This is a genomic window from Pseudomonas sp. LB-090624, assembly GCF_003205205.1.
Classification (GTDB): Bacteria; Pseudomonadota; Gammaproteobacteria; order Pseudomonadales; family Pseudomonadaceae; genus Aquipseudomonas.
Window position 1 is genome coordinate 176,564 of the sequence record NZ_QJRL01000007.1, and the last position, 22,019, is coordinate 198,582.

The window sequence follows — 22,019 nt, forward strand, 5'->3', positions numbered from 1 at the left end:
GGGAGCAGCCGTGCGTCGCGAAAGCAGCTGCCCTAGAGGCAAACTCCCCAGCAGGCGCATGATGCTCACCGACCCGCCAGTGGCTGGGTCAGCAGCTGCATGCGCTGGGCAATCGCCGCGGGTGGTGCATCCGGGCGGATCTTGCTCCAACGCTTGCCGGCCACATCACCGGCAATCAACTGGGTCGAATGCTGCTCGGGGCTGGGCAGGAACTGCCCGATGCGGCCAAGCACCAGGTCGACACTGGCCTTGTCACCGGTCAGGAACAGCCAGTTCGGGCCGTCCACACCCTGCTTGGCGGCAAATGCCTTGAGTGCCTGTGGGGTATCGTTCAGCGGGTCGCTGCTGATCGACACGAAGGTGACCTGGCTGGCCAGCGCCGGCCCCATGGCTTCGCGCACCTCGCGCAGCTTGCGGGTAATCAGCGGGCAAGCGTCGGTGCAGTGGGTGAAGATCACGTTGAGCATCACCACCTTGTCCTTGAGCACGTCGCTGTAGAAACGCAGCTCGCGGCCGTTCTGGTCCTGCAACACGGTGTCGGTGAACCAGGTCTGGGCATCGCGGGTGCCGCCGCCACTGGTCATCGCCTGCGGCGCCGGTTGTGGCGCAGGCCCTTGCTGGCCATGGCCTTCATGGGCAAACGCCACCGAGGCCAGAATCCACAGGCAGCCACCCAGTACCAGCCAGTCGAAGCCGCGCATGCCAGCGCGGCGGGGGGTGACAGTGCTCATGGTTGCACCTCGTGATGGTCGGCGATGGCGGTGCTCTTGGCATGCACCCGGCGGGCGCTGAGCCGGTTGATCTCTGCGATCAGCACGGCCGGGTCGGTGAAGCCGTAGTAACGCGTCCAGTGCCCGCTGCGCCCGTCGCCGACCAGGATCAGCGGCGGGTGCTGGCTAAGGTCGGCACTGAAGCTGCCCAGGCCCTTGAGGGTTTCAGTGATGGCGTACGGGCTGCCGGTCAACCAGCTCCAGCCTGGCCCCTTCTGGAACGCCTTGGCATAGTCCTGCAAGCGCCTGGCGTCATCGCGCTGGGGGTCGACGCTGATCGATACCAGGTGAATCTCCTCGCCGACCCGGCCACCCAGTTGCTGCTGGACCTTGCCCATGATCGACGACACCACGGGGCATACCGTGGTGCAGCTGGTATAGATGAAGCCCATGACCACCAGGTGGTCGCCCACCAGGTCTTTTTCCAGGCGTACCGGCATGCCGTCCTGGTTCAGCAGCGAAACATCGGCAAAGCGCACGCTGGCCTTTTCCTGGTGCGCCGCTGGCGGCTGCTCGGCGGGGCCTTTGTGGTCGTGACCGGCGTGGGCCAGGGCCAGGTCGCTGGCAAGTGCCAGGCTCAGGGCCAACAGTGTGAAAGCATGCTTGGCGTTCATCGCACATTCCTCACGTCAGTCTGGGAAGCGTTGCTCGCTGCGGCCGGCAGGACGCGCAGGCTGGTGTAGTTTTCTTCGGCGAACTTGCGCCCCAGCGAGGGCGACTGCACATGCAGGTACCAGGCGCCGGCCTCAGGCAGTGTCAGCGCCGCCTGGTAGACGCCCTCGCCCACCTCTTGCAACTGCAGGTTGCGCGGCATCGACGACGGCGCCAGGAAGTAGCGCAGGCTCAGGTCGCTCAGGCCCCGCCGTGGCTGGCCGTCGTCGCCGACGATGCGTACTTTGGCGGTGAAGTTGCTGTGCTGCGGCAACGGCTGGTCCAGGCCGATGAACTCGGCATGTGCGGCCTTGGGCTTGCCGGCATTGGGCGCCTGGGCCACTTCGGTGCTGAAGCAGTGGATGATCTGTGGCTGGTTGAGCAGGAAGGCGACGTCGAACTTGCCGGCGGCGGGCAGTTTCACCGTCGAGCCGTACACCCCTGGCGCCACTTCACGCAGGCTGCGATCGATGACGATAGCGGCGCGGGCCTGGTGGCCGCGGTTGTTGTAGCCGGACATCGGCGCGTTCATGCCCTCGGCGTAGAAGTAGGTGGTGTTGTCCACCGGGTTGACCACGAACACCGAGTTGTCATCGCGCGACACCGACAGGCCTTGGGCCAGCGGCAGGTTACCGGCCTGGCGTGGCGCCGCCGGGCCAGCCTCGAAGCCCTGGACGATCGGCGTACGCCCGTCGCCCAGGCTGGCCAGGTTGATCATGCTCACCTTCGGCGAGGCCAGGCCACGCACATAGGCATAGCCCTTGGTGAAGGTCAGCTGGTAGGGCTCGGCCGCCACTGGGATCTTGTGGATCAGCCGGTCGGTGCTGGCATCGATCACCAGGGCCTGGTTTTCCAGGGTGTTGAGCACCACGCCGTAGCGGCCATCGCTGCTGAAGCGCATCGGCCCCAGGCCCTGTTCGGCCTTGACCGTGTGGCGCAGCTGGTGGTTACGCGCATCGAACACGCGCACGCTGCCCTCCTCGCCATCGACCACATAGACGGCCTGGGACAACGCCGAATAGCTGACCGACAACGGGTGCGGGCCCACCTTGATGGTCTTGGCCAGGCGCATTTCCGGGATATCGATGACACTCAGGGTACCGCTGTCGCGGTTGCTGACGTAGGCAAAGCGCGAATCGGCGCTGAAGGCGATCTCGTGGTGCCCGGTGCCAGTGTTGAAGCTTTTCAGGCTGGTGCGCCCCGGCACGTCGATCACCGTGACGCCGCCCTTGGCCGGGTCACTGCTGTTGTTGCCAACCCACAGCCGGTGCTGGTCGGGCTGCAAGGCCACGCGCAGTGGCTGCTCGCCAGCGTCCAGGTCGGCCACGCGGGTGAAGGTTTCGGTATCGATCACCGCCACCTTGCCGCTTTCGGGGATCGACACGAACACATGCTTGTCGTCGCTGGTGGCCACCCAGTCCATGGGCCGCCCGGGCAGATCGATGCGGGCCATGGTGCTGGTGACGCCGCCCACCGACACGGTCGGGTCGATCACCGTCAGGCTGGCGTCATTGTTCAGCATCAACAGGAAGTAGCTGTTCAGGTCGAGCAGTGGCCGGGCACCAATGCTGCTCTTGAGAAACAGCGCGACCCGTGACTTGCAGCTTTGGTTGCGATCCCCGACCGGGGCCGACTGCGCCGGGTCGATCCACGCCCCCGGGGCCATGCCTGACAACGGCTGGCCGCTGGTCTGGTCGCTGACCTTGAAACGGATGTTGGCGAAGCTGCCTTCCTGCAGCTCGCCCCCGGCCAGCGGCCGGGCCTCGAACTCCACGGTCACACCGTCCCGGCTGAGCCGGTGCAGGGCTTGCGTGTCGGCAGCTTCCTGCAACAGCTCGCGGGGATCGCACCAGAGCTTTTCGTACGCCACGCCCAGGCCGATCAGCGCCACCCCCAGTACAACCCCCAAGTAAGCAGGGCGAGTCTTCTTGTTCATGCTCGCGCTCCCTTATCCATCATTGCGCCGGGGCCGTTGCCGGCGGCGCTTCGTTGGTCACCCGCAAGATCCCCCACAGCCCCGAGAGGTTGCCGTAGGCGGCGTAGTCGCGGAACAGGTAGTCACCCGTCACCGCGTTGGCACCACCAGCACTGGGCAGCATGAAGCTGAAGTGCGCCGCTGGCAGTACGCTTTCCTGGGCCCCGATGTACATGGCCATCGGGTTGTAGCCGAAGCGCACCGAGCCGATACCTGGCAAGTTCATCGGGTAACCGTCCACATCGTTCTTTTCCGCCTGGTAGCTGTGCAGGGGCCACAGGTGGCCATCGAGCTGGTAGACCATGCCGCGGCTACCCCCGCTAGGCATCACGATGTGGTTGCGTACCGGCTGGCCAGGTTTGGCGTACAGCACAGGGGTTTGCGGGTCACCGCCGACCAGGGCGTTGGCGTAGGCCATGTGCGCATTGGGCACATCACCAAAGCCCAGGCCATCGGCACGGCCGAATGGCGAGTCTGGGGCCATGCCGAAGCGCAGCCACAGTGGCTCGGTCTTGTAATTGACCGCCATGTTCCCGTTGTCCTGCGGGTCGCCTGCGGCACCGTTGCCTTCGGTGTTGATGCCTTCGACAGGGCGGCCATCGGCCCAGCGCATGTTCAGCGCACGCTGCCACACCGTGACGAAGTCGCGGTAGTCGGGCTGGCCAGTCACCTTCACCGTAGCTTGGGCACGTGTAGCACCGTCCTCGGTCCAGGTGGCGGTTTGCGGCAGGATGCTCATGGCGCCCACCAGGCCTTTCTGCGGCTGCTTGATGAAGTCCGACGGGGTCAGGTTGAGGCCGCCGAACTCGATCGCGGTGGTGTTGATGTTGTCCACCGTGCGCCCCAGTTGCGACACCGGCTTGCCTTCACGCTCCAGGTGGCCGGCGTAGTACTGGTAGGTACGGGTCGGCCATGCACCACTGGTGCCAGCACGCGCAGGCACGGTTTGTACCGGGTTCAGGCCAACGTTGGCACCATCGGACCGGGTGATGTCGTAGGCCAGCAACTGCGCGTGCAGGCCGACGTGGCTGGATGGCCGCATCAGGTTGTTGGCAAAGGCGGTGGCGCCCTCGCTGTCGAAGCGGTCACGCTTGACCACGTTGTGCATCACTGCCGTACTCGGCAAGTCGGGCATTACCAGTGGCAGGCGGTTCTCCAAGGTAATGCTGATGCAGTCGCCAGCGTTGGCGCGCAGTACCAGAGGCTCAACCGGCACCCCCGCCTTGAGCTTGCCAGTGGTGGCGTCCAGGTCGGCCTTGCGCACGTACAGGATCGCGGTCGGGTCGTGCAGCGGGGCACTGTGGCCGCCAATGGTGAAGGGTTCACCGTCTTCGGGGTCTACCCCACTTACCAGCGGGATGGCGGTTTTACGGCTGTTGAACACCAATGTGCCGCCATTGGCCTTGAGCGGGCCACCCACATGCTGGCCGATACCGGCCGGGTCGTTGATGCTGACGCCGTTGCGGTTCTCGAGGATATCGTTGGCCAGCGCCGCGACGATCTCATAGCTGCGCTTGACGGTGGTGCGGGTACCGATGCCGTTAGGGTTGGCCGTGGTTTTCGGGCAGATACCGTCGAAGTTCACGGTGTTGCGCATGGCCACCGGCTGCGGGTTGTTGGGCAACGGGAACAGGTCGCTACGCTGCGCGGTGTAGTTACGCATGATGCCCCAGATACCGTTCCAGTAACCTTCCAGGGCGGCGTCCAGCGAATAAAGATAGTCGCCGTTGGTGGCCGCGGAACTGGAGATCATCGAGACCGGCGCCATGAAGCCAAGCTGCTCGGAAATGCCGATCATCTGCGACGACTTCCAGCCCGAGTTGGAGCTGTTGCCGAAGCCCGTGCCGTTCTGCAGCCATTTCACGCCGTGCAGGGTGACGTTGTGCTCTTCTTCATGGCCACCGGCGTGCATGCGCAGGCGCACGTTATCACCGGAGTAGGTGCGCAGCATCGGCGTGAACGGGTCGCCTGGTTCACTGCCGGCCTTGTTGATGTGCGGCGGGAACAACGTGGTCCCACCGGTTGGGCCAACCGCCGAGGTAATGGCTGAAGGCGCCAGGTTCATTGCCGGGATGGCGCGGTCGGTGCGGGTTTGCAGGGCATAGCTGAGGTCGCCGGCCAAGCCGTCTGCCTGCATGCCACGCTTGCCGTCCGGGCCGACCTTGTTCGGGTCGTAGACGCGCAGAGCCAGCGGTTCGTTGCGGTAGTTGACGACGAACATGCCAGGGTCATCCACCGAAATCGCCTGCGGGCATGGCCGGCTTGGGCAACCTGGGTTGATGCCGCCACGCGCCTCGACAATGGCTTCCAGCAGGTTCGATGCCTTGCCGCGCACCGGGGGGTTGATGGCGTAGCGGAAGCTGTCGGCGGTGGCCGGGTAAGACTGCGCATTCGGGATGCCGTCCGGACCTGCCCCCACGTATACGCCAGCTTCATAGGCATGCTGGAAGTCGCTGTACTCCAGGAAGAACTCACGGTAGCTGTCGTTCTTGCCATCGCCATCGTTATCGCCGGTCTGGATCACGGCCTGCCACGAGGTCGGCCCACCGTCCTGACGGGTGGCCGGGTTATACAGCTGCTCACCGGTTTCGGCGTGGTACCAACTGGAGCCGGCAGGCTCGGCCAGCACGGTGGCGTAGAGGCCTAGCTGCTGGTGGGTCGATGGGCCGAGGTGGTCGTGAGTGAAGATGGTGCCCAGGCCACGGTCGACGTTGAACACGTTCACCAGCGGGTCAGCGAACCAGCGTTGCATGGCCGTGCGAGCGCCGAGCCAGTCGGCACGGCCGAAGCGGCCGAAGTATGGGTGCTGCCTGGCTTTCGGGCAGGCAGCGCTGCCATCGCGGCTATCACCATCGGTGCAGCCGTTGTAGGCGCGAATGGCCTGCACGCGCTCGACAACGCTGCCGGGCGAGAGAATACCGTCTTCGTAGTTCCAGCCGTTGGCCGAACCGTCGGCGGCGGTCAGGTCCCACTTGGGCAGGTGAATATGCTGGCCGATCACGTCGGTCGGCGTGCGCACCTGGTAGTCGTCCATTTCATAGACGTTGGGGATCAGGTTGGTGTGCTGGTACATGGTGCAGTCAAAGGTGTTCATGCGCATCACCAGCGGCTCTGGTGGGCGCTGCTTGGTGATGACTGGCCAGGCGTCCTCCCACAGGGCGATGATGCGCGCCTGGGGGAAGTGGTAGCCGACCTTGTTGTACACCGCGTCAAACTGGATGTTGGCACCCTTGTAGATACGTGGGCGGTCAGCCGTGAAAGCGGAAGATCCGCGGAAGTTCACGCCGGTCAGGCTTTCGCCGCTGAAGAAATCGCCCACTCCTGAGGATTGGGTCAGGCGCTTGCCCCGGTCATCCATGCAGGGTTCGTAGAATGGCGCGCCGGCAGTCGGCAATGCGCCGTTGGTGCGGAACGCCTTGGCCACAGGCTGGCCGCCGGGGATCAGCGCGTAGCTGGGGTGCTCGGCCATGGCATGGAACTGCATGGCTGCCTGCTCGACATCGGTACCCTCTTCCGGCAGGTAGATGGGTTTGGCCTTGTGCACCACTTTGGTGAAGTCCAGTTTGGTGGTGGTGGTTTCGGCTTCGCCGCCAGCAGATACGCCGTCCAGAGCGTGTCGGCCAAGGCCACCGTCCCAGCCATCGACCTGGTTGGCATCCAGGTTGGCCCACAGGGCCTTGCCACTGTCCTTCAGCTGCCGTGCCAGGGCTGGGTCGAGCATGTCCAGCGGCGGGGTTGGCGGGCGGTTGCCGACGCTGCTTTCCATGCCGCCGATCCAGAACGGGTAGCCTGGGTTTTTCAGGGTACCGTCGGCGTTGCGGTTGGCGTCGGTGCGATCGACCAGGGCCAGCGAACCGATCGCCTTGCGCACGGGTGGCGGGTTGGCATGGTCGTCATCGCCCTCTTCTTCGTCATCGTCGTCATGGGCGGCGACCAGTTCTTCGGAGAGTTTCGGTACCACCACGACTTTGCCCGGCAGCGGTGCCATGGCCTTGCCGGGCAGTGGCACGATGGCCGGAATCGGCGTGCCGGCAACGATCTCGCCGTCCGGCAGGGCCCGGGCGCCTGCCGCTGGCTTGCCGCTACGCAGGGCGAACGGGGTGCTGTGGAAGCCGTTCTCGCCCTGCCCGCTCACCTCAAGGCGGGTGCCTTCCTCGAACACGTCATGTACGCGCCACATGGCCCACATGCCTTGGGCGAAGTGTGGGTAGAAGTGGCAGTGGTAAATGGCATCACCGGCCACCCGGTTGCGGTTGCCGGAACCGCCGTTGGCGATTTCGTAGGTGTAGCCGACCCCGGCACCGATGCCCTGCGCATCGATGTAGTCGGAGTTGTCATCATTGGGGTTGAACAACCACTGGTGGCCATGCAAATGGAAAATGTGCTGCTCGTGGCCGTTATGGGTGTTGCGGAACTTGGTGAAGTCGCCAATGTAGCTGTGGTGGACGTTGGCCGGTTCGGCCGGGAACAAGGCCATGCTCGCCTTGACACCAGTGGCACTGGCCGGCGGAACTTCGCCGGGGCGGATGTGCTCCAGGCCGACGTTAGCCGGCACATCCACTAGCGTACCGACGTCACCCACGGTGTGTGCACTGAGGAAAAACTCTTCATAGGCGCACGACAGGCAGTCGTGCATCGGGCCTACGCCCAGGCGGTTGGCAACCACTTCAGCGCCCATGCCACCCGAGCCGTAGTTGATCATGAACGAGTCGCGGGCCGGCTCCAGCACATGGCCCATGACCGGGTCGGCCCAGTAACCGGGGAAGGCCTGGGTACCGGCGACTTCGTCGGCGAACTGCGAAGCGAAATCACGGAACGCCTCCAGCCGGTTGGGCAGTGCCGGGTTGCGCTTGCCGATGTTTTCCAGCGGGTAGGTGGTTTTGGGGAAGCTGCCGTCCGGGTTGGGGCCCATGACGATAGCGTCGGTTTCGCTATTGATGATCTGGTTGCCATCGACCATGGCAATGATCGGCTTGCCGGCCTTGCCTTCGGCAATCCAAGGTTGCACTTGCGGGTAGCGGGCTTCGTAGTCGATCACCGGTTGGCCGGTGGCAGTACGGCCGGTGGTGGCCAGGCGCATTTCTTCTTCGGTGAGCGTGTTGCGGTAGGTGCGGCCCAACTTGGGCACCACGACCACCTGGCCGAACAAGCCGTTGGCGACGTTGCCCGCGGCGCCCTCGCCGCCAAACGTGGCGGCCTTGCTGGTGGCGGCAAAAGCCCCTTCCCGCTCGGCGTACAGGGTGTAGCTGCGGGTATTACCGGGGTTGACGAAGAAGTTGCCGTTACGCCCGGTGTAGGCGGAAATGTCGGCGATGCCGTTGACCGCTTGCATGCCATTGACCTGGAACCCGACCATGCGCTCGGCGACCTGTTCATCGGCAACGAAGCCCTCATCGGCCTCGTTTTCGACTTCCTCCCCTTCGGGGCCTTCGACCTCGATGCCGTGCTTGTTGGGGTTGGCCTGATAGGCCAGCAGGTTGGTCAGGTTGACCGTGAGGCAGTCGCCGGCAGCCACGCGCAGCACGATAGGCCGTGGGCGCTTGTCCGGGCGCAGGGTGACCTTGCCCGGCACGGCGGCCCCACCCATGCTCAGCGGGACGAGCTTGTCGTCCACCACATCCTCGCGCAGGGCGAACATCATGCCATTGGCGTTTTGCGCGCCAAGGCGGTTGAACATCAGCGGCTGGTCCAGGGCCACCACGTTGGCGACCAGGGTGCGCTGGCACTGCACGGCCGCCTCGCTGGTCGACTCCCAGCCGAGCAAGGCCAGAACGAGTGATGACAGGATGGGGCCTTTGCGTGGCGTCGACATGCTACACCTCCGGGGCACAGGAACTCTGCGGGGAGCTGGAGCAAGGTGTATGCCAGGTGCGAATTGCGTTTCTAATCAGTCAGTTACGCTGACAAACGAAGCAGATTGGGGAGGAATCCCCAGCGGTTTTCCCCGAATTGGGGGTGGGGTTGCAGGGCTCGGCCAAGTCAATGACCTAGCGGTTGTTCTCTGAGAGATGGCTTGCCGGGGATGGGCCGCAGAGCGGCCCCGGTGATGTTGCTGGGCGAAAAAAGCTTTAACCTACCAGCCCACGCACGCAGAAGTACAAGATCGACGGCCCCATCAAGCAACCCAATCCGGTATGGAATGTCGCGGTCAGCGCACCGTACGGCACCAACCGCCGATCGGTCGCCGCCAGCCCGGCAGTCACCCCCGAGACCGTCCCTGCCAACCCACCAAACACCATCGCCGAACGTGGGTTGTCCAATGCCAGCAGCCGCGCCGACACCGGGGTGAACACCATCACCAGGATCGCCTTGATCAGCCCGGTGGCAATCGACAGGGCCATCACATCGGAACTTGCCCCCAGTGCCGCCCCGGTCACCGGCCCGACGATATAGGTCACCGCACCGGCACCGATGGTGGTCATGCTCACCGCATCGCGGTAACCAAAGGCGTAGGCCACCGCAGCGCCGACGATGAACGGCAGCACCGTACCGAGCAGTAACGCCACCGCACCAATCATACCGGCCCGGCGTGCCTCGGTGGCCTGCACCTCGAACGCCGTGGCAACAATGGCAAAGTCCCGCAGCATGGCCCCACCCATCAGGCCGATGCCGGAAAACAGCGCCATGTCGGCCAGGCCCTTCTGGCCACCGGTAATGGTGCCACCCACCCAGGCGAGCGCCAGGCCGATGACGATGGCGATGGCCGAGCCGTGTACGCGGCCAAAGGTCAGGTACTTCGACAGCAGCACCGACAACCACATGATCCCGCCAACCACCGCAAAGGCGGTGATCAGGCCGTTGTGTTCCAGGGCATTGTCAATGATCGGCCACATGTTCAGCGCCCTCCTGCAGGGGCAGCCTGCACATTGGTCTCGGGGCCCGGCTCGGCCGCGGGCAGGGGTTCGCCGCGATGGCTGCGGCTGATCAGCGCAATGGTCGCACCGCATACCAGCACCGCGCCTACCGCGGCCAGCAGTGCCACCGGCCCGCCGTGGAGGGCGGTGACCACATTCTGCTGAGCCGCCATCGCCACCACCACCGGGATGTACATGGCACCCCAGAAGCCCACGCCGAATTCGCACTCCTTGCTCATGCCGCCATTGCGGTGCATGTACAGGCGAGCGCAGATCAGCAGGATCATGGCAATGCCCACCCCGCCCACATTGGATTTGACGCCCAGCAGCACGCCCAGGAAGTCGCCGACGATGACGCCGGCCAGCGTGCAGACCGCCAGCAGTGCCACACCATAGATGATCATTGTTGTTGTCCTCAGGTAGTGTCGAAGTTGCTTGTTGTTGTTCTTCGTAAACACACATTGATACGGCGTGCACGGTCATTGTGGGAGCAGGCGCCTCGGTGGATGACACGGGCTTGCCCGCTCCCACATGGGTCGCGCAAGCTTCCAGATTCCCAGAATGACAGCGTCTGCCGACTGACATCATCGGTCGTCAGCCACCTCCTGGCGCAACAGCGCATCCAGGCTGTCCCAGCGGGTACCGTCCACCGCCACCACCCTGCCCTGTTCGAACACCGGCCGCGCCAGCCCGCTGAGCACGCTACCGGGTGGCATTTCCAGGTGCAGGCGCACACCGCGTTCATAGGCGTTGCGCAACGTCGCGCGCCAGTCGACCACCCGCGCCATGTTGCCGGCCAGGTCGTCGCGCAAGCGCTGCGGGTCGAAGATCGGCCGCCCGCTGCTACCACTGAGGTAAGTGATACGTGGCCGTTGCAGTTCGACCCTGGCGAACGCATGGGCCAACTCCGCTGCCGGGCCGTCCAGCAGCGGGCAATGCGACGGCACGCTGACCGCCAGGCGGCGGGCCACGCCTCGTCCCAAGCTGCGAGCCTGGGCCGCGACCGCCGCCATTGCCCTGTCGCTACCGGCAATCACAATCTGGCTTTCGCTGTTGAGGTTGGCGACATACACCTCGCCACCCACCTCACCAAGCAACGCCTCGACACTGGCCAGGTCCAGGCCGCTGAGTGCAGTCATGCCATACCCTTGCGGATAGGCGCGCTGCATCAGTTCGCCGCGCAGGGCAACCAGGCGAACGGCATCGGCAAAGCCCAGGGCGCCAGCCACGACGGCCGCCGGATACGCGCCAATCGACAAACCCGCTACGTAGTCCGGCGCTGGGCTGCGCTGCATCAGCCAGCGCGCCCAGGCCACACCGCTCAGCAGCAGGCACAGCTGCACGGCACGGGTAGACTGCAGGGCTTGCTGGCTGTCCAGCGCCAGTGCTGGCTGACCCAGGGCATCACTGGCCTCGGCCAGCAATGGCCCGCAGCCCTCAGGCAGGCGCTGCAGCATGCCCACTTGCTGAGCACCCTGGCCGGGGAAAGCGAACAGGCTGCTCATGCCGCACGCTCCCCCGCTGCCCACGGGTCAGCGACCAAGCGCGGCCCATGGACCGACTTGAGCAGAACTCGACGGGCGAAGCCGGCCCACTCACGCAGGGCGACAGCACCTGCCGGGGTTTCCAGTTGCACGTCGATACGGCACGGTGCGCAGTCGAGGCTATCCAGCAACGCCCGTGCCTGCGCCCGCGCCAGCGGCTGGGGCGTACGCAGCAGCAAATCCAGGTCGCTGTCGGCATGCACCACGTCCATACCGGTAGCGATCTGGTACCCCACGCCCCCTGTCGGCCCCCAGGCCAGGCCACTGCCATTCAATACCGGGGCTATCGACGCCAGGGCCTGCAACGCCGGCCAGGGGCTTTGCATTTGCCAGCGCAGCGCTTCGGGGCCTTGCTGGCGCTGAACATCGGCCAGGTGCATCAACGCCGGCAAGCGCTGCGCCCGGCCCTGACCACGCAGCCCGACCGCCACCCAACCGGCCTCACAGACGCCGCGGCGGACCACCACCGGCTGACCGCTTGCCAACACATCCCGCGCCCACTGGGGGGCGTCAGCGGGCAAGCCCGATGCCGGCATCCCCCACAGCAGGTCGTGTGGCCGTGGCGCGTTCATTTCAGGCCCCCTGCCACTGGCGGCGCAGCTGTTCGCGTACCTGGCGCGAGGCGCTGCGGTGCTCACCCGCCAGCCGCGACGACAGGTCGGTCGAGCTACCGATATCGCGCACCGCCTCCGCCAGGCAGGCGCGTACCTGGGCGATATCTTCGGGGCTCGGCGCCTCGGCGTTGGCTACCGTCAAGCGGCGCCACAGCAGGCCGAGCGAGGCATAGCTGGCCAGGTCATACGCCATCGGGGGCACCTCGGCGGCCAAGGCCTCCAGTTGCTCGACGCTGCGCAGGGTAATCCGCGCCGCGGCTGCCTTGCCCATGGCGTGCACCATGACCCCGGCATCGTCCAGGGCGATCAGGCGCTGGGCCTGGTAGCCGTGGGCCAGAAAGGCACCCGACATGGCCTTGCCGACCAGCAGGCCGATCACCGGGTGCCCGGCCAGCCGCGCCTGGGCATAGGCCTGCACGGCAGCGGCCAACGCCTGGTGAATGCCCAACGCTTCCTCGCGTCGACCATAAGCCTGGCTGGGTACATCGATCACCGCGACAATCACACGCTTCTGGCCACTACGGTCAGCCTCCACCGCCTCACTGACGGCCTTGGCCAGCCCCCAGCCCTCCAGCAGGCCGACCTCCCCCGAGCGCGCCCGGGGGAACGGGTTATCGGCATCGGGGACCACCGCGATGAAGCGCGCCGGACGATTGTCGAGTTCACCGTCGATAACCCGCAACGACGCCGGGTAGCCTGGCAAGGCTTGCCCGCCGGCCAGGCCCGGCAGCCAGTTCATGGCACGGTTCATTTGGCTTCTCCTTGATAAAGGTCACGCACGGCAGCGGCGCCCAATTGCGGGCAGTCCGCCCCCAGCCGGGCCAGGCGTTCGAGGAACCAGGCGTGCTGGCTGGCGCGGTCGCTGGCAGGCGTGTCAAGCAACTGCAACAGGCGTTCGCGCAGCGCCTCGATATCGTCGGCCACATAGGCATCGACCAGCCCGCTGGCATGGCGCTGTTCGCCGCCGCTGAGGCTCCAGATGAAAGGGCGGTCCTTGGCGTCATACTCACCGACACCCGCTTCCTGTTCGATCACCTGCGGCCCGTTGAGGCCCAGGCGCGCTTCGCGAGTGACCAGCAAATGGCTGCACAAGCCAGCGGCGATGGACATGCCGCCGAAGCAGCCGACCGAACCGGCAATCAGCCCGATCACAGGCTGCCATACGCGCAGCTCGACTATCGCCGCCTGGATTTCGGCAATGGCCGCCAGGCCAAGGTTGGCTTCCTGCAGGCGCACGCCGCCGGTTTCCAACAGCAACACCGCGCAAGTAGGGATGCCGTTACGGTTGTCTTCAATGGCCAGCTCCAGCGCACCGGCAATCTTCGCGCCGCCTACTTCGCCCATGCTGCCGCCCTGAAAGCCGCCTTCGATCGCGGCGACCACGGCGTTGCGCCCCTTCAGCAGGCCCTTGGCGATGACCACGCCATCGTCAGCCTGCGGCACGATGCCCTGGCGCGGCAGCCATGGCGACATCAGCCGGTCAAACGGGCCGAGCAGTTCACGGAAGCTACCCGCGTCAAGCAGGGCACGGGCACGCTGGCGGGCGCCCAGTTCGACAAAGCTGCGGCTGCGCAGCAAGCGTGCGGTATCAGTCATGGGCGATCTCCTCGAAGCCTTGCTCCAGGCGCAGGCGGACCACGCCTGGGGTGGCGCCGAAATCATGGATGTCGATGTTCACGGCCGGCCAGGCGCGGCCCTCGAACAGGCGCTGGAACAGTTGCGCCCAGCGTGCGGCGCTGCCGTTGACCGAGGTCACCACCTGGATCTGCAGGCTGCCGGCTGTACCGGGTTCGATCAGCACTTCAAGGTCACCAGAGCTGACGCAACCCACCAGGGTACGGCCACGTCCCGGTTCGGCGGCGGGAAAGTTGAAGGTCAGGGTTTCCATGTCACAGGCTCCCGGCTTTGTCGAGGAACAGGCAGGCGGCCAGCAGATCGGCAGCGCCGCCCGGTGAGGCATTCAGGTGCAGCAGTTGCTGATCGAGCGCGCGCAGGTGCCGACGCCCGCCCAGGGTGGCGCTGCCGCCTGCGTCCAGCACGGCGCGCGCACCCTGCTGAACGGCCGCCAACCCGGCCGGGCCGCTGCGCCAGAGCACGCAGGTGTCGCTGAGCACGGCCATGATGGCCAGCAAGGCGTCAAGCCGGGCGTGAACTTCACTGGCCCCCTTGGCGCGACTGCGTAGAAGTTGTGGCAGGCCGTGACCGATCACGGCAGGGAACCCTTGTTGCGCCTGCTCGCGGGCGCCGACGTTGCCATAGCGCTGGCGTACCTGCAGGCCGTGGCTGAGCTGTTGGGGCATGGCCGGGTCGTCGAACAGGGCGATGCGCCCCGCCCGGGCGGCCACAGTGCTGGCGTCGGCATCAGGGTCAAGGGCCTTGGCGGCTACCAGCAAGCCCAGGGCCCAGATCGCGCCGCGGTGGGTATTCACCCCATGGGTCGCAGCCAGCATCGCGGCCTCGCCGTCGCGGCCGAGCAGGCCCAGGCTGGCGCGCAGGGGCTGGCTGATCGAGCCAATAGTTTGGGCGGCTGCGGCCATGTTGCGCAGGCATGGCCACAGGGCCAGGGCCGAAGCGTGCATCAGGCCCAGGGTCATGTCGCTGTGGGCGCCGTTGTTACGGCGATCGACCAGGCCGGGTTTGGGCGACAGGTCGGCCTCGTCGATCAAGGCTTCCACGGCCAGGTCGGCGAGGTGCTCAGGCAACGGGATCCGCTGTGCCTGGGCCTGCCCGTGAAGAGGCACAGGCGCTTGCAAGTCGAGTGCTTTCATCACCAGCTCCTGAACCGTGCAGGCGGGTTGTACAAGCCGCCGGACCATTCGACCAGGTCGGCAATGCTGCGCGCGGCCAGCAGTTCGCGGCTGGCATCGGTGCGGCGGATGCCGAGGTCTTCGGGCAAGGCGACCAGGCCTTGCTGACGCAGGCGCAAGGTGTCCTTGGGGTCATGCCGCAGGCCGATGGCGGTCACCCCGGCCACGGCGGCGATCATTTGCTGGCGTTCTTCCAGGCTACGAGCCTTGTACAGGTAGGCAATGCCTTCCTCGGTCAGCAGGTGGGTGACGTCGTCACCGTAGATCATCACCGGCGCCAGCGGCATGCCGGCCTTCCTGGCCACGTCCACGGCATCGAGGGTTTCCACGAAGGTCGGCTTGCCGCCTTCCTGGTAGGTCTCGACCATCTGCACCACCAGCTTGCGCCCCCGCTCCAGCAAGGTGTCCGGTACGGTCATGTCGAGCCAGGCTGGCGTCGCGTGGCGCCGGCCGCGCGGGTCGTGGCCCATGTTCGGTGCACCGCCGAAACCGGCCAGCCGGCCACGGGTCACGGTGGAGGAATGGCCATCGCCGTCCACCTGCAAGGTCGCGCCAATGAAAAGGTCGACGGCGTACTGCCCGGCCAACTGGCACATCATGCGGTTGGAGCGTAGCGAGCCATCGCGGCCAGTGAAGAACACGTCCGGGCGCTGGGCGATGTAGTCCTCCATGCCCAGTTCGGTGCCGAAGCAATGCACGCTCTGTACCCAGCCGGTTTCGATGGCCGGGATCAGTGTCGGGTGTGGGTTGAGCGTCCAGTTGCGACAGATCTTGCCCTTCAGGCCCAGCGACTCGCCGTAGGTGGGCAAGATCAGCTCGATGGCTGCGGTGTTGAAGCCAATGCCATGGTTCAGCGACTGCACCTGGTGTTTTTCATAGATGCCGCGAATGGCCATCATGGCCATCAGCACATGCACCGGCTTGATATGGCGCGGGTCGCGGGTGAACAGCGGTTCTATATAAAAGGGCTGGTCGGCGACCACCACAAAGTCGACCCACGATGCCGGGATGTCGACCCGAGGGAGGTCCTCGGTGCGGTCCACCAGCTGGTTGACCTGGGCGATGACGATACCGTCGCTGAACGCGGCCGGCTCGACCAGTGCCGGGGTGTCTTCGGTGCTGGGTCCGGTGAACAGGTTGCCCTGGCGGTCAGCCATGAACCCCGCCACCAGGGTGACGTTGGGGATCAGGTCGACCAGCAGCCGCGAATACAGCTCGATATAGGTGTGGATGGCACCGACTTCCAGCAAGCCGTCTTCCAGCAACTGGCCAATGCGCAGGCTTTGCGGGCCGGCGAAGGAAAAGTCGAGCTTGCGGGCGATGCCACGTTCGAACAGGTCCAGGTGCTCGGCACGGCTGACACTGGGCATGATCATGTGCAGGTCGTGCAGGCGGCCGGGGTCGACCTTGGCCAGCGAACGCGAGAGAAAGTCGGCCTGTTTCTGGTTGTTGCCTTCAAGCACCACCCGGTCGCCGGGGGCGATTAGCAGCTCCAGCGCTTCGACGATGCGCTCGGTGGGCAGCACCACGCCTTCGGCGAGGTGGCGGACGCGGTCCAGGCGGCGCTGCTTTTCGGCACGCCGCCGCGACCATTGCGGCGGTGGAATTTGTGTTGTTGTCATGGTGACTCCACGGGTTCGCTGTCGTGGGGTCACCATAGGGCTGGGGTACCCGGGTATCAATCAAGCTCAGTTGCCGATCGTTACGCCCAGGTTAATGATCAACCGGCTGTTGGTTGCCTGTTAGCCCTGCCAACCTGAAACCTTGCTAGAGTGGCAACAACGTCGCCCCAGGCAAAAATGCAGAATCCCCCTGCAGATTTGTCGATTGTGCAAGGTAAATTCGCATGCAAGGATCCGCAGATCCTCTAGCGAACTCCAGACTTCACTTGGAAAATCAATAACAAAGCAGGGAGAACGCAATGACTGCGCACGCTCATATCTCGGCAACCGACCCTGTGCTGGCCGAGGTCCGCAACCAGATCGGCCACCTGACCCTGAACCGCCCCACCGGCCTGAATGCCCTGACCCTGGACATGGTCCGCAGCCTGCGCCAGCACCTCGATCAATGGGCCGCAGACCCGCAAGTACGTGCGGTGGTGCTGCGCGGCGAAGGCCCCAAGGGCTTCTGCGCCGGGGGTGATATCCGCTCGCTGTACGACAGCTTCAAGGCCGGCGACACGCTGCACGAAACATTCTTCGTCGAGGAATACGCCCTCGACCTGGTCATCCATCGCTACCGCAAGCCGGTGCTGGTGCTGATGGACGGCTTCACCCTCGGCGGCGGCATGGGCCTGGCCCAGGGCTGCGACCTGCGGGTAGTCACCGAGCGCAGCCGCCTGGGCATGCCTGAAGTCGGCATCGGCTACTTCCCGGATGTCGGCGGCAGCTACTTCCTGTCGCGCATCCCCGGTGAACTGGGCACCTACCTGGGCGTCAGCGGCGCGCAGATCCAGGCAGCCGATGCGCTTTATTGCGGCCTCGCCGACTGGTACCTGGCCAGCGATCAGCGCGCCGCCTTCGACCACGGCCTGGACCACCTGAGCTTCGGCGACCATCCACTGAAAGACTTGCAGAACCTGCTGGCCAGGCTTGGTACCCAGGTGCTGGATGACGCGCCGCTGGAAAAACTGCGCCCGGTCATAGACCACTTCTTCGCCCTGCCCGACGTGCCGGCCATCGTCGAGCAGCTGCGTGCGGTCACCATTGGCGACAGCCACGCTTGGGCCATTGCTACCGCCGACCAGCTGGAAAGCCGCTCACCGCTGGCGATGGCGGTTACCCTGGAGATGCTGCGCCGCGGTCGCTATCTGGGCCTGGACGACTGCTTTGCGATGGAGTTGCACCTGGACCGCCAGTGGTTCCAGCATGGCGACATCATCGAGGGCGTGCGCGCGCTGATCATCGACAAGGACAAGCAACCGCGCTGGAACCCGCCGACCCTGGCCGCACTGCAGCGCCAGCGGGTCGACCAATTCTTCGAAGGCCTGTGAGCCCGGGAGTACACAGATGCAAGACCTGGAACTGAGCGAAGAACAGATCATGATCCGCGACATGGCTCGGGATTTTGCCCGGGGCGAGATCGCTCCGCATGCCCAGGCGTGGGAAAAGGCCGGCTGGATCGATGACGGCGTGGTGCGCAAGATGGGCGAACTGGGCCTGCTTGGCATGGTGGTGCCGGAAGACTTCGGCGGCAGCTACACCGACTACGTCGCCTATGCGCTGGCGGTGGAAGAAATTGCCGCCGGTTGCGGGGCCACCGGGGCGATGATGAGCATCCACAACTCGGTTGGCTGCGGGCCGCTGCTGGCCTATGGCACTGCCGAACAGCAACAGCAGTGGCTGCCACGCCTGGCCACGGGCGAAGTGATCGGCTGCTTCTGCCTCACCGAGCCGCAGGCCGGTTCCGAGGCGCACAATTTGCGCACCCGTGCCGAACAGGTGGACGGCCACTGGGTGATCAATGGCGCCAAGCAGTTCGTCAGCAACGCCCGGCGTGCCGGGTTGGCGATCGTCTTCGCGGTGACCGACCCGGAGCTGGGCAAAAAAGGCCTGTCGGCATTCCTGGTGCCCACCGACAACCCTGGCTTCAAGGTTGATCGCAGCGAGCACAAGATGGGCATCCGCGCCTCGGACACCTGCGCGGTCACGTTCGACAACTGCCGCATTCCGGCCGCCAACCTGCTTGGCGAGCGTGGCAAGGGCCTGGCCATTGCCTTGTCCAACCTCGAAGGCGGCCGCATCGGCATTGCCGCCCAAGCGTTGGGCATCGCGCGTGCCGCGTTCGAGGCGGCGCTGACCTACTCGCGTGACCGCGTGCAGTTCGGCAAGCCAATCAACGAACACCAGAGCATCGCCAACCTGCTGGCCGACATGCAGGTCCAGGTGAACGCCGCACGCTTGCTGATCCTGCATGCCGCACGCCTGCGCAGCGCCGGCAAACCCTGCCTGTCAGAGGCGTCGCAGGCCAAACTGTTCGCTTCGGAAATGGCCGAGCGCGTGTGTTCGATGGCGATCCAGGTGCATGGCGGCTATGGCTACCTGGAGGACTACCCGGTGGAACGGTATTACCGCGATGCGCGGATTACCCAGATCTATGAAGGGTCGAGCGAGATCCAGCGCATGCTGATTGCGCGGGAGCTGAAGCACTATCCCCTGTAATACCGACCTTGCAAAGCCTGCGGCCCCCGCGCGCACCGGCATAGCCGGTGCCATCCGCCGCGTCGCATGCTGCGCGGGAGTACCTGCCCTCACGATGCCCTAACGCCAATACCGCGCATCATCCACCACCCTGGCATGCCCCTCGAACAACGCAGGCAACTGCTCCTTGAGGTAGTCGATCCAGGTGCGCACTTTGGCATCCAGGTAATGGCGTGACGGGTACATCGCATACAGCGCACTCTCCCTTAGCCGATACGGGGCCAGCAGCCGGCACAAGCGCCCCTGCTCGATTGCCTGGCTGGCGGTGTAGAACGGCAGCAGGCCAATGCCCATGCCCAGCTCGCTGGCCACCAGCATGGCGTCGGCGACGTTGGTGGAGAAACTGTCGTTCGGCGTGATCACGCACTGGTCAACCCCTTGCGGGAACACCCAGTCGCCTTCGTACATGGGGTAAGCCATGCGCAGGCAGCGATGGTTGTGCAGGTCCTCGGGCTGCTCCGGTACGCCATGGGTGTCCAGGTAACCGGGGGCAGCGCAGGGGATGCTGAAAATATTGCCCAGCGGCACAGCGATCAACTGCGAGTCCGGCAGCGCGCCGTCGACGGTTATCACCACGTCGTGCCCTTCAGCCAGCGGGTCCGGGTTGCGCTGCGACAAGGTCAGTTCGATCACCACTTCCGGGCACAGGGCGTTGTAGCCGGCCACCAGCGGCATCAGCAGCAAGCCCAAGCCGTGCGGGCAATGCAAGCGCAAGCGCCCGCGTGGCGTCAGGTGCGCACCCCGGGCTTCGCCCACAGCTTCCTCGGTCAGCAGCATGATCTGCCGCGCCCGCTCCAGAAACCGCTCGCCCGCCTCGCTCATGCGCAAGCGGCGGGTGGTGCGGTGCAGCAGGCGAGTCTGCAGCTGGTTTTCCAGCTCGGCAACGATGCGCGACACCTGTGCCGCGGATATGTCCAGGGCATTGGCGGCCGCGGCGAAGCTGCCACATTCCACCACACGGGCGAAGGTACGCATTGCATGCAGCATGTCCATGAAGGTGTGCTCCTTTATCGGTCTTATTCTTACGCTACAGGCAGGAATCTATCACGGGTTAGCCCATTTATTGTGTGAGACCTTTGAATACATCATTAGTCACACATTGAAGAAGGAGCCTGTCATGAAACGTTCGATCGCTGTTCTTGCAGTTGCCGCTACCCTCGCCTCGTTCGGTGCCTTTGCCGACGCCGGTAGCAACCAGCCGGTCAGCAGCGGCAACTACGAATACGGCATGCCGCTGGACGTGGCCAAAGTCATCTCCATCACCCCGGCCAGCAACGCTGCCGACTGCCAAGTGGGGACCGCACACATGGTCTACGTCGATCATCAGGGTCAGAAGCGCGAAATCGACTACCGTGAAATGGGCAACTGCTCGCAGCAGTGAGTCAGGCCAATACCTGGGTGATCCAGCCCAACTGCTGGTTGAAGTCGTCGATCTTTGCCTGAGGCACCGCGTCACGGGCCCGCTGGAAATTGGCCAGGGTCTGCTGCTTCTGCCGCAGCATGCGCTGCCACTTGAACAGAAACGCCTCGCTTCTCTCCTGCATGAGCACCGGCCCGAAGTACAGCTGCTCAGCCGTGTACACCGCCCCATCACCCGGCTCGGCCACTATGATCTCGTAGTCGAAGCGGTTTTCCCGCAGCAGTTCTTCGCTGACGATCCGGTAACCGTTGCCTGCCAGCCATCGGCGCAGCTCGCGTTCCCCGCCATTGGGCTGCAGTACCAGGCGCGTTACCCCGTCCAGGCGCTGCTTGCCGGCCTCGAGGATCTCGCACATGGTCTCGCCACCCATGCCACACATGCTGACCACCGAAATGCGGTCTTGCGGCTCGACCGCGGCCAGGCCATCGGCCAAGCGCACGGTGATATCAGCCTCCAGGCCGTTCCTGCGTACCGTGCGCTGGGCTGAAGCGAACGGCGTCTGCGCCACCTCACCTGCCACACCAGCTTCGATCACACCCCGCAGCATCAAGGCCACCGGCAGAAAGCCGTGGTCCGAGCCAATGTCGGCCAGGCGCGCGCCCTGCGGCACATGGGCGGCCACGCGCTCAAGGCGCCTGGACAAAGTCTGTTCGTTCAACGTAAACCCCTGGTTTTGCAATCGGCCGCGATTCTGACCTTGAACGCCGCGCATTTCAAACACCGGGGCACCCTCGACCCGCCCCGTGCGCTCGCGTAGGCTTGCCGTTTTCCTTCCGTCGCAAGGCAAACGCACCATGGCAAATGCAGACATCATCTACACCCCGGACCCGGACGCCGAGTCGATTTCCTCTGACGTCGCCGAGTACAACGGCGTGTTGGTCACCACGCAAATCCCGACCCACGCCGACGGCAGCCTGGCGCTGGGCGACATCGTCGAGCAGAGCGAGTGCACCCTGCAGGCGTTGAAAGTGGCGCTGGAAAAGGCCGGCAGCGGCATGGACCGGGTGCTGCACCTGACCATCTACCTGACCGACATGGCTGACCGCGCAGCGTTCAACGCGGTGTACCAGCGCTTCTTCAGCAAGCCCTGGCCGGTGCGCGCCGCAGTGGGTGTGGCGTCCCTCGCATTTGAAGGCATGCGCGTAGAAGTGACAGCGATGGCTGCCAAGCGCTGAGCTGGGCTTG

At 65.2% G+C, this 22,019-nt stretch carries 19 protein-coding genes; 4 read left to right on the plus strand and 15 right to left on the minus strand.

What is annotated here, in order from left to right; genetic code table 11:
* Nucleotides 1–65: 65 nt before the first annotated feature.
* From DMX11_RS10260 to mdcA, 13 genes are all read right to left on the minus strand, one after another.
* Nucleotides 66–731 (minus strand): SCO family protein, encoded by a 666-nt coding sequence (locus DMX11_RS10260; protein ID WP_110744425.1) that lies wholly within the window; start codon nucleotides 729–731, stop codon nucleotides 66–68.
* Entirely contained in the window at nucleotides 728–1,384 is a 657-nt protein-coding gene (locus DMX11_RS10265; protein ID WP_110744426.1) for an SCO family protein, read from the minus strand. Before DMX11_RS10265 ends, DMX11_RS10260 begins: the two co-directional genes overlap by 4 nt.
* Complete coding sequence (locus tag DMX11_RS10270; RefSeq protein WP_110744427.1) at nucleotides 1,381–3,357, minus strand: cytochrome D1 domain-containing protein; 1,977 nt, start codon at nucleotides 3,355–3,357, stop codon at nucleotides 1,381–1,383. The genes DMX11_RS10265 and DMX11_RS10270 overlap by 4 nt, the downstream gene beginning before the upstream one ends.
* Nucleotides 3,358–3,376: 19 nt before the next feature.
* Nucleotides 3,377–9,208 carry a manganese-oxidizing multicopper oxidase MnxG gene (mnxG, locus tag DMX11_RS10275; protein ID WP_110744428.1) on the minus strand — a complete coding sequence of 1,944 codons (5,832 nt, stop codon included), beginning with the start codon at nucleotides 9,206–9,208 and terminating at the stop codon, nucleotides 3,377–3,379.
* A 256-nt stretch (nucleotides 9,209–9,464) separates the two neighbouring features.
* Entirely contained in the window at nucleotides 9,465–10,229 is a 765-nt protein-coding gene (gene madM, locus DMX11_RS10280) for a malonate transporter subunit MadM (RefSeq protein WP_110744429.1), read from the minus strand.
* Nucleotides 10,230–10,231: 2 nt separating this feature from the next.
* Nucleotides 10,232–10,654 (minus strand): malonate transporter subunit MadL, encoded by a 423-nt coding sequence (gene madL / locus DMX11_RS10285; protein ID WP_110744430.1) that lies wholly within the window; start codon nucleotides 10,652–10,654, stop codon nucleotides 10,232–10,234.
* 180 nt (nucleotides 10,655–10,834) lie between these two features.
* Nucleotides 10,835–11,755, minus strand: coding sequence for a malonate decarboxylase subunit epsilon (mdcH, locus tag DMX11_RS10290; RefSeq protein WP_110744431.1), 921 nt, complete (start codon nucleotides 11,753–11,755; stop codon nucleotides 10,835–10,837).
* Nucleotides 11,752–12,366: a malonate decarboxylase holo-ACP synthase gene (locus DMX11_RS10295; RefSeq protein ID WP_110744432.1), complete on the minus strand. Its 615-nt coding sequence runs from the start codon at nucleotides 12,364–12,366 to the stop codon at nucleotides 11,752–11,754. The genes mdcH and DMX11_RS10295 overlap by 4 nt, the downstream gene beginning before the upstream one ends.
* A 1-nt stretch (nucleotide 12,367) precedes the next feature.
* The gene (gene mdcE, locus DMX11_RS10300; protein ID WP_110744433.1) at nucleotides 12,368–13,159 is read right to left on the minus strand and encodes a biotin-independent malonate decarboxylase subunit gamma; all 792 of its coding nucleotides are present in this window, start codon (nucleotides 13,157–13,159) and stop codon (nucleotides 12,368–12,370) included.
* Nucleotides 13,156–14,004 carry a biotin-independent malonate decarboxylase subunit beta gene (locus DMX11_RS10305; RefSeq protein ID WP_110744434.1) on the minus strand — a complete coding sequence of 283 codons (849 nt, stop codon included), beginning with the start codon at nucleotides 14,002–14,004 and terminating at the stop codon, nucleotides 13,156–13,158. Before DMX11_RS10305 ends, mdcE begins: the two co-directional genes overlap by 4 nt.
* Nucleotides 13,997–14,296, minus strand: a complete 300-nt coding sequence (locus DMX11_RS10310) for a malonate decarboxylase subunit delta (RefSeq protein WP_012272082.1) — start codon at nucleotides 14,294–14,296, stop codon at nucleotides 13,997–13,999. Before DMX11_RS10310 ends, DMX11_RS10305 begins: the two co-directional genes overlap by 8 nt.
* Before the next feature lies 1 nt (nucleotide 14,297).
* A complete protein-coding gene (locus tag DMX11_RS10315; RefSeq protein WP_110744435.1) occupies nucleotides 14,298–15,176 on the minus strand; it encodes a triphosphoribosyl-dephospho-CoA synthase in 879 nt (292 codons plus the stop codon).
* A complete protein-coding gene (mdcA, locus tag DMX11_RS10320; RefSeq protein ID WP_110744436.1) occupies nucleotides 15,176–16,837 on the minus strand; it encodes a malonate decarboxylase subunit alpha in 1,662 nt (553 codons plus the stop codon). Before mdcA ends, DMX11_RS10315 begins: the two co-directional genes overlap by 1 nt.
* A 299-nt stretch (nucleotides 16,838–17,136) precedes the next feature.
* Between mdcA and DMX11_RS10325 the strand changes: the two genes are divergently transcribed.
* Both DMX11_RS10325 and DMX11_RS10330 read left to right on the plus strand, forming a co-directional pair.
* The gene (locus DMX11_RS10325; RefSeq protein WP_110744437.1) at nucleotides 17,137–18,207 is read left to right on the plus strand and encodes an enoyl-CoA hydratase/isomerase family protein; all 1,071 of its coding nucleotides are present in this window, start codon (nucleotides 17,137–17,139) and stop codon (nucleotides 18,205–18,207) included.
* A 16-nt stretch (nucleotides 18,208–18,223) separates the two neighbouring features.
* Entirely contained in the window at nucleotides 18,224–19,375 is a 1,152-nt protein-coding gene (locus DMX11_RS10330; RefSeq protein WP_110744438.1) for an acyl-CoA dehydrogenase family protein, read from the plus strand.
* Nucleotides 19,376–19,474: 99 nt separating this feature from the next.
* On the opposite strand, the gene DMX11_RS10335 is transcribed toward DMX11_RS10330, so the two are convergent.
* Nucleotides 19,475–20,407, minus strand: a complete 933-nt coding sequence (locus DMX11_RS10335; protein WP_110744439.1) for a LysR family transcriptional regulator — start codon at nucleotides 20,405–20,407, stop codon at nucleotides 19,475–19,477.
* Nucleotides 20,408–20,531: 124 nt separating this feature from the next.
* On the opposite strand from DMX11_RS10335, the gene DMX11_RS10340 reads away from it, so the two are divergent.
* On the plus strand, nucleotides 20,532–20,795 hold the full coding sequence (locus tag DMX11_RS10340) for a DUF2790 domain-containing protein (RefSeq protein ID WP_110744440.1): 264 nt from the start codon (nucleotides 20,532–20,534) through the stop codon (nucleotides 20,793–20,795).
* A 1-nt stretch (nucleotide 20,796) separates the two neighbouring features.
* Here the strand turns inward: DMX11_RS10340 and DMX11_RS10345 are convergent, their stop codons facing one another.
* On the minus strand, nucleotides 20,797–21,492 hold the full coding sequence (locus tag DMX11_RS10345; protein ID WP_110744456.1) for a tRNA (adenine(22)-N(1))-methyltransferase TrmK: 696 nt from the start codon (nucleotides 21,490–21,492) through the stop codon (nucleotides 20,797–20,799).
* Between the two features lie 136 nt (nucleotides 21,493–21,628).
* Here DMX11_RS10345 and DMX11_RS10350 point away from each other — a divergent pair, with 136 nt between their 5' ends.
* Nucleotides 21,629–22,009, plus strand: a complete 381-nt coding sequence (locus tag DMX11_RS10350; RefSeq protein WP_110744441.1) for a RidA family protein — start codon at nucleotides 21,629–21,631, stop codon at nucleotides 22,007–22,009.
* Nucleotides 22,010–22,019: the final 10 nt, after the last annotated feature.